This window comes from Achromobacter semiaridum (genome assembly GCF_053543755.1).
This window is the reverse complement of sequence record NZ_JBLVOL010000015.1, coordinates 34,413-41,366: the sequence shown is the minus strand read 5'-3', so window position 1 is coordinate 41,366 and position 6,954 is coordinate 34,413. Positions and strand designations below refer to the sequence as shown.

Annotated in this window: 6 protein-coding genes and 1 pseudogene; 5 read left to right on the top strand and 2 right to left on the bottom strand. The window is 65.9% G+C overall.

What is annotated here, in order from left to right; genetic code table 11:
* Positions 1-109: 109 nt before the first annotated feature.
* Positions 110-1,174 (bottom strand): NAD(P)-dependent alcohol dehydrogenase, encoded by a 1,065-nt coding sequence (locus tag ACNPP0_RS04495; protein ID WP_448705119.1) that lies wholly within the window; start codon positions 1,172-1,174, stop codon positions 110-112.
* A gap of 105 nt (positions 1,175-1,279) precedes the next feature.
* Here ACNPP0_RS04495 and ACNPP0_RS04490 point away from each other — a divergent pair, with 105 nt between their 5' ends.
* Positions 1,280-2,176, top strand: a complete 897-nt coding sequence (locus ACNPP0_RS04490) for a LysR family transcriptional regulator (RefSeq protein WP_332608847.1) — start codon at positions 1,280-1,282, stop codon at positions 2,174-2,176.
* Here the strand turns inward: ACNPP0_RS04490 and ACNPP0_RS04485 are convergent.
* Positions 2,173-3,030 carry a LysR family transcriptional regulator gene (locus ACNPP0_RS04485; protein WP_332608846.1) on the bottom strand — a complete coding sequence of 286 codons (858 nt, stop codon included), beginning with the start codon at positions 3,028-3,030 and terminating at the stop codon, positions 2,173-2,175. The two genes, ACNPP0_RS04490 and ACNPP0_RS04485, sit on opposite strands and share 4 nt — an antisense overlap.
* A gap of 145 nt (positions 3,031-3,175) precedes the next feature.
* Between ACNPP0_RS04485 and ACNPP0_RS04480 the strand changes: the two genes are divergently transcribed.
* From ACNPP0_RS04480 to ACNPP0_RS04465, 4 genes and pseudogenes are all read left to right on the top strand, one after another.
* On the top strand, positions 3,176-4,174 hold the full coding sequence (locus tag ACNPP0_RS04480) for a tripartite tricarboxylate transporter substrate binding protein (protein ID WP_332608845.1): 999 nt from the start codon (positions 3,176-3,178) through the stop codon (positions 4,172-4,174).
* 39 nt (positions 4,175-4,213) lie between these two features.
* Positions 4,214-5,095 (top strand): HpcH/HpaI aldolase/citrate lyase family protein, encoded by an 882-nt coding sequence (locus ACNPP0_RS04475; protein ID WP_448705118.1) that lies wholly within the window; start codon positions 4,214-4,216, stop codon positions 5,093-5,095.
* Positions 5,092-6,288: a CaiB/BaiF CoA transferase family protein gene (locus ACNPP0_RS04470; RefSeq protein WP_448705117.1), complete on the top strand. Its 1,197-nt coding sequence runs from the start codon at positions 5,092-5,094 to the stop codon at positions 6,286-6,288. The genes ACNPP0_RS04475 and ACNPP0_RS04470 overlap by 4 nt, the downstream gene beginning before the upstream one ends.
* 70 nt (positions 6,289-6,358) lie before the next feature.
* Positions 6,359-6,954, top strand: a pseudogene (locus ACNPP0_RS04465) (hypothetical protein); the annotation flags it as partial.

Below are 6,954 nucleotides of genomic sequence, written 5' to 3'. Positions count from 1 at the left end.
ACGCACGGATAGATTGCTTTGCAGTTGTAGGTGCTGTTGTAGGGTGGATTCAGGGTGCCTTCGGGCACCCCTTTTTTTTCCTGGACGCAGCGCCAGCGCCTTCTTGTTATTAAGCGGCCACCGCCTCGTCGGTCAACGACGCCATGTCGATGACGAAGCGGTACTTCACGTCGTTCCGGGCCAACCGCTCATAGGCCTCGTTCACGGCCTGGATCGGCACGATCTCGACATCGCTGACAATGCCGCGTTCCGCGCAAAAGTCCATCATCTCTTGCGTTTCTTCCATGCCGCCGATGGCCGAGCCCGCGATCGACTTGCGGCCCAGGATGAGGTTCGCGCCGGGGATCGGGTCCAGCGGCGTCAGGGCGCCCACCAGCGCCATCGTGCCGTTCAGCGTCAACAACGCCAGGTACGGATTCACGTCGTGGCTGACGGGCACGGTGTTCAACAGGAAATCGAATGTGCCCGCGTGCGCGGCCATCGCCTCTGCGTCGCGCGACACCAGCACCTCGTCGGCGCCCAGGCGCCGGGCGTCGCGGCCCTTGTCGGCAGACGTCGTGATCATCACCACATGCGCGCCCATCGCATGGGCAAACTTCACGCCCATGTGGCCCAGCCCGCCCAGGCCGATCACGCCCACCTTCTGGCCGGGGCCTACCTTCCAGTGGCGCAGCGGCGAATACGTGGTGATGCCGGCGCACAGCAGCGGAGCAACGGCTTTCAAGTCCAGCTTGTCAGACACCTTCACCACAAAGTGTTCCTTGACGACAATGCGGTCGGAATAGCCGCCGAACGTCAACTGATCGCTGCCGCGTTCCTTGTCGTTATAGGTCAGCGTGGCGCCTTCTTCGCAGTACTGCTCCAGGTTCAGGCGGCAGGCCTTGCAATGCAGGCAGGAATCCACCATGCAACCCACGCCCGCGTAATCGCCCGCCTTGAACTTGGTGACGTTCTTGCCTACTTGGGCAACGCGGCCCACGATCTCGTGGCCGGGCACCATCGGGAACACGGAGTTGCCCCAGTCGCCGCGCGCCTGATGCAAGTCGGAATGGCAGATACCGCTGTAAAGAATGTCGATCAGCACGTCGTCATCGCCCGGCTCGCGGCGCGTGAAGCTGAACGGAACGAGCGGGGTGTCGGTGCTGTAAGCGGCGTAGCCACGGGCTGGGATCATGGTGAACTCGAATCAATTTGTTAAGCAGACGTTCACAATATTCCTGGGAATAAGGCCGATCAAGCTAGAATTTCCGCATGTTTTGTTGAAGGAATTTGCACAATCATGCAAGCGGATAATCTGTCGCACCTGGCGGCGTTCGCCGCCGTCGCCCGGCATTGCAGCTTTCGCCGCGCGGGCGAAGAACTGGGCCTGTCCACCTCCGCCGTCAGCTACGCCATCCGCAACCTGGAAGAAAGGCTGCGCGTGAACCTGTTCAACCGCACGACGCGCAGCGTGGCGCTGACCGACGCCGGCCAGCGCCTGGCCCAACGCCTGCTTCCCGCGCTTGCCGACCTGGGCGACGCGCTGGAAGAAATGAACCACTTTCGGGGTTCGGCGTCCGGCACGTTGCGGATCAACACGTCGCGGGCGGCTTCACACATGTTGTTGATGCCGTTCGCCGCGCGCTTCCTGGCCGCCTATCCAGACATTCAGCTTGAAATCGCCGAGGACGACAGCTTTGTCGACATCGTGGCATCGGGCTTTGACGCGGGCGTGCGCTTACTGGAGGCCGTGCCGGAAGACATGGTGGCCGTGCAGATCGGCCCGGCCTTGCGCGCTGCGGTGGTCGCCTCGCCCGCCTACCTGGCTGGGCGCGAATTGCCCCGCCATCCGCACGACCTGTTGAACCACGCGTGCGTGCGCTACCGCTTTCCCAGCGGGCGCTACTACAAATGGGAATTCGGAAAGGATGGGGAGGCGATCGAAGTGGACGTGTCCGGCCGCATTGCGCTTAGCGACGTGCACGCGGAAGTGCGCGCGGCGGCGGACGGCATCGGCATCGGCTGCGTGCCGGAATACTACGTGCGCGACCTGCTGCAAGCCGGCCAGCTGGTGCGCATGCTGGATGACTGGTGCCCGGCAATTCCCGGCTTCATGCTGTATTACCCACGGCAACGTCGCGTATCGTCGGCATTGCGCGCCTTTATCGATATGGCCAGACAGGCGGGGCCGGGCTAAGGCCGGGCGCCTTCCAGCAGTGCCTGCACCAGCCGGTTCTCTTCATCCGCCTGCCGGCACACGAACGAAATCTGACGGTACGGGGCGTGTTTGCCCAGCGGCAGCACGCGCACGGGATGCACGTCCAGCAGGTTGCGCCCGGGCTCGGGCAGCACGCACACGCCCAAACCCGCCGACACCAATGCGGTCAATGCCGCCAGCGATTGCATTTCGATGCGGCAGCGCGCGTGCGGCGCGTGCTGCGCCACATAGCGCGCGGCCAGGCGTCCGCCGATGGTGGTCTTGTCGAAGCGGATCCATTCGTAGCGCTGGAACAATTCGGCCACGCGGGTTTCCATGGAATCGGGGGGGGCGATCAGTACCAGCGTTTCCCGAAACAGCGGCGTCCAGGCCAGGCGGCTGGACCCGCCCGTTTCCGGCTGTGTGATGATCGCGGCGTCGATTTCGCCTTTTTTCAGTTTCTCGGTCAATTCGGTGGCGCGCCCACGCACCAGCCGCACGTCCAGCAGCGGATAGCGTTCGCGCAGTTTGCGCAGCAGCGGCGGCAGCAGCGTGACTTGCAGGGGTTCGATAGTGCCCAGCCGCACGCGCCCTTCCACGGCGGGCGTGCTGCGGCGGCGCAGTTCGTCCAGCCGGGCCAGCGCGTCCTGTAGCACCGCGTCCACTTCGGCGGCAAAGGCGTTCGGCCTGACCTGCAACGCCGACCGGTCGAACAGCGGCTGGCCGAAGTATTCCTCCATCTGCTTCATCTGCAAGCTGACGGCGCTGGGCGACAAGTTCATGTCCGCCGCGCCCGCCGCGAAGCTGCCGCCGCGCAGGACGGCGTTGAGCGTACGGAAAGATTCGATCTTCATCAGAAATCCTCACGTAGTGTTTTAAGAATCCTCGCTTTATATCATCAGTGGGCGGTCCTAGTATGCGAAACGACCACAACGAAAAGCGGCTGCGGGACGGGCGTGCCACGCCCGCCGGAACAGACCGACACCGAGGAGACCTACGATGAACCTGACTTTGCACACGCTGCGCGCCGCCATACCCGCGTTGGCCATGAGCCTGACGCTGGCTGTTGCCGCGGGCGCGCCCGCGACCGCCATGGCGCAGTCCGCCTCCATACCGCCCACCATCACGATGGTGGTGCCGTTTCCGCCCGGCGGCAGCAATGACGTGTTCGCCCGCGTGCTGGCCGAAAAGCTGGGGGCGCGGCTGTCGAACACGGTCATTGTTGAAAACCGCCCCGGCGCGGGCGGGGCCATTGGCGCGGAATACGTCGCGCGCGCACCCAAGGACGGCACGGTGCTGATGCTGTCTTCGTCCACGCTGACCACCAACGCGGCCGTGCAAACCAACTTGAAATACGACGTCGTGCGCAGCTTTGCGCCCGTGGCCATGCTGGCGCGCAGCCCGATGGCCTTGGTGGTGGGCAAGGATTCCCCCTACCAATCCATGGCCGACCTGTTGGCGGCCGGCCGCAAAGAGCCGGGCAAGCTGACCTATGGCAGCGCCGGGCTGGGCTCGGTCAACCAGATGGCCAGCGAAATCCTGGCCGGGGGCGAGAAGACGGCGTTCACGCATGTGCCCTACAAGGGCATGTCGCACGCGCTGAACGACCTGGCAGGCGGCCGCGTCGATTTCGTGATCGGCAGCTTCGCGTCCACGGCATCGCTGCTCAAGGGCGGCAAGCTGCGCGTGCTGGCCGTCACGTCGCCCAAGCGGTCGCAGTTCTATCCCGACCTGCCCACCATCGGTGAAGGCCAGCCCGGCTACTCGGTGGAATTGTGGTGGGGCGTGCTGGCCCCGGCCGGCACCCCCGCGCCACTGGTCGACAAGCTGAACGCCGAGATCCGCGCCATCGTCAACGACGACAAGATGCGCGCCATGTTCGCCGAGGAAAGCGCCGTGCCGGCGGCGCTGACCGTGCCGCAGTTTGCCGATCTGGTACAGGCCGACGCCGCCAAGTGGAAGCAGGTGGCGCGCGACCGGAACATATCCATCCAATAAGCACGACCCCGATTCAACCTCCGTCACAAGAGCGCAAGCATGAGAAGCAAACTGTTCGTTCCAGGTTCCCGTCCCGAGTTATTCGCCAAGGCATTGAGCGGCCCCGCGGACGCGTTGTCGTTCGACCTGGAGGACGCCGTGGCGCCGTCGCGCAAGGCCGAGGCGCGCGAGCATCTGGTCCGCATGCTGGCCGACCCGCGGACGGCCGCGTCGGGCAAGACGCTGATCGTGCGCGTGAACGCCTTGGACAGCGGGCACTTTCATGCGGACGTGCAGGCAGTGGTGCGGCCCGGCTTGCATCTGGTGAACCTGCCCAAGGCGGAAAGCGAGGCCGACGTGGTGGCGGCGGCCAGCGCCATCGAACAGGCGCGCGCCGCCAATGGCGTGACCGAGCCGGTGGGCTTGCTGCTGAACATTGAATCGCCGCGTGCCTTGCGGCTGGCGGCCACCCTGGCGGCCGCGCATCCGTCGGTGGCCGGCTTGCAGCTGGGGCTGGGCGACCTGTTCGAACCCGCCGGCATCAGCCGCCGCCAGAACGTCGCTGTGCAGCAGGCGATGTTTGCGCTGCGCATGGCGGCGGCCGAGGCCGGCGTGTTTGCCTATGACTCGGCCTTTGCCAATATCGAAGACGAAGCGGGCTTTCGCGCCGAAGCCGAGCTGGCGCGCAGCCTGGGCTATCTGGGCAAAAGCTGCATCCATCCCCGGCAAGTGCCGCTGGTCAACGCGGCCTTCCGCCCCTCGGATGAAGAAATCGCCCACGCTACGCGCGTGGTGCAAGCCGCCCGCGAGGCAACCGAGAAGGGCGTCGCCGCGTTTGTGGTGGATGGCCGAATGATCGACGGCCCATTCCTGCGCCGCGCCGAGGCGATACTGCGTTCGGCCCAGGCCTTGGGGCTGGACGGCACGGAGCAACAGCAATGATGGCGACCGAACACACTTCTACCGGTGGCCCGCTGGCGGGCGTACGCGTGTTGGACTTAAGCGCCTATATCGCCGGGCCGTATGGCTGCACGCTGCTGGCGGATCAGGGCGCGGATGTCATCAAGGTGGAACCGCCCACCGGCGACAACCTGCGCAAGTATCCGTCCACGCTGGACAGCGAAAGCCGCGCCTTCCTGGGCGTGAACCGGGGCAAGCGCGGGCTGGTGCTGGATCTGAAGCAACCCGAGGCGTTGGCCGTGCTGCACGACCTGGCGCGCCAGGCCGACGTGCTGGTGCACAACTTCCGGCCCAGCGTGCCGGCGCGCCTGGGCATTGCCTACGAGCAGCTGGCCGAGGTGAACCCCAGGCTGATCTATTGCGCCGTCACCGGCTATGGCGAAACGGGGCCGCTCAAGGACAAGGCGGGCTACGACCAGGTGCTGCAAACCATGACGGGCATGTGCGCGTTGCAGGGCAAGGCGGAAGGCCCGCCCGAGATCCTGTACGGCTCGGTGGTGGACTACTACGCGTCGTCCATGGTGGCCGCGGGCGTGGCATCGGCGCTGTATGAACGCGAACGCAGCGGTCGCGGGCAGTTCGTGGGCGTGTCCTTGCTGCGCAGCGCGCTGGCGCTGCAATCGGCGCGGCTGGTCTGGGCCGAGGGCGAACCGCGCGAGATCGGGCGCGACATGCGTTCGGGCGGCATCACCGGCCTGCACCCCACGGGCGGCGGCTATCTGTATATCTCTGCCAACACGCCGCACTTCTGGCAGGCGCTGTGCGAGAAGACGGGGCTGGCGGACCTGGCTGCGAATCCGCGTTACGACTCGGTGCGCAAGCGTGCCGAACATCGCGACGAGATTGTGCCGCGCCTGCACGAAGCGCTGCGCGCGCGCAGCGCCCTGGAGTGGGAAGCGTGGTTTGGCGAAGAGGTGCCTTGCGCCGCCGCGCGTGGCGTTGAAGACATGTTCGATTTTCCGCAGGTACAGGCCGAGAACATGATTTCCACATTTGCGCACCCGGTCGTCGGCAGCTACCGGGGCTTCGCGCAGGCGATCAAGTTCGGCCGCAGCCAAGCGGACACGCCGCGCGCCGCGCCCGCGTTTGGCGAACACAGCGAAGAGGTGCTGGCCGAAGCGGGAATCTCCGCCGAGCTGGTGGCCGACCTGAAAAAGCGCGGAGCATTGCGATAGCTAAGATGCCCGAAATCCCGCCTTGATCCAGATCAAGGTGCCGGCCTGCGCCGCTGGTTACCATCGGCGCATGCGAGCAAAATCGATTTTCGCCGTCCCGGTGTCCCTGTCCGACGCCGACCGCCAGCAACGCCGCCACGCCTTGGTGCGCCTGTCCCTGGCGTGGCTCGCCATGATGCAGGTCATGATGTTTGCGTGGCCCGGTTACCTGCGGCATGACAGCATGCCCGCCGACGCGCTGGAAACGCTGGACTGGGCCATCGTGCTGATGAATTGGGCCAGCTTCGCCCTGACCATTCCCGTGGTGCTGTATTCGGCCTGGCCCATCTGGCGCCATGCCGGCGACAACCTGCGCCATGGCCGCGCGGGCATGGACGTGCCCGTTGCGCTGGGCATCGTGGCCGCATTCGTTCCCAGCGTCCACGCCACCTGGACCGGGCGCGGCGAAGTCTATTTCGATTCGGTCACGATGTTCGTGGCGTTTCTGCTGACCGCGCGCTACCTGGAACTGTGCGCCCGCCAGTCCTTTGGCGACGCGGCCGGTGGCCTGCGGCATCAGCGCGTGGAAACCCAACGGCTGGAATTGGGCGCGCGCGCCGATCGGCTGGCATCGCGCTTCGTGTTGGCGCAGGTGGTGCTGGCGCTGGCCGCCGCCATCGGCTGGGC

Bases quoted from the DNA above. Each gene is read 5' to 3' on its own strand.
- ACNPP0_RS04495 (WP_448705119.1), bottom strand. From the start codon at position 1,174: ATGATCCCAGCCCGTGGCTACGCCGCTTACAGCACCGACACCCCGCTC.
- ACNPP0_RS04490 (WP_332608847.1), top strand. From the start codon at position 1,280: ATGCAAGCGGATAATCTGTCGCACCTGGCGGCGTTCGCCGCCGTCGCC.
- ACNPP0_RS04485 (WP_332608846.1), bottom strand. From the start codon at position 3,030: ATGAAGATCGAATCTTTCCGTACGCTCAACGCCGTCCTGCGCGGCGGC.
- ACNPP0_RS04480 (WP_332608845.1), top strand. From the start codon at position 3,176: ATGAACCTGACTTTGCACACGCTGCGCGCCGCCATACCCGCGTTGGCC.
- ACNPP0_RS04475 (WP_448705118.1), top strand. From the start codon at position 4,214: ATGAGAAGCAAACTGTTCGTTCCAGGTTCCCGTCCCGAGTTATTCGCC.
- ACNPP0_RS04470 (WP_448705117.1), top strand. From the start codon at position 5,092: ATGATGGCGACCGAACACACTTCTACCGGTGGCCCGCTGGCGGGCGTA.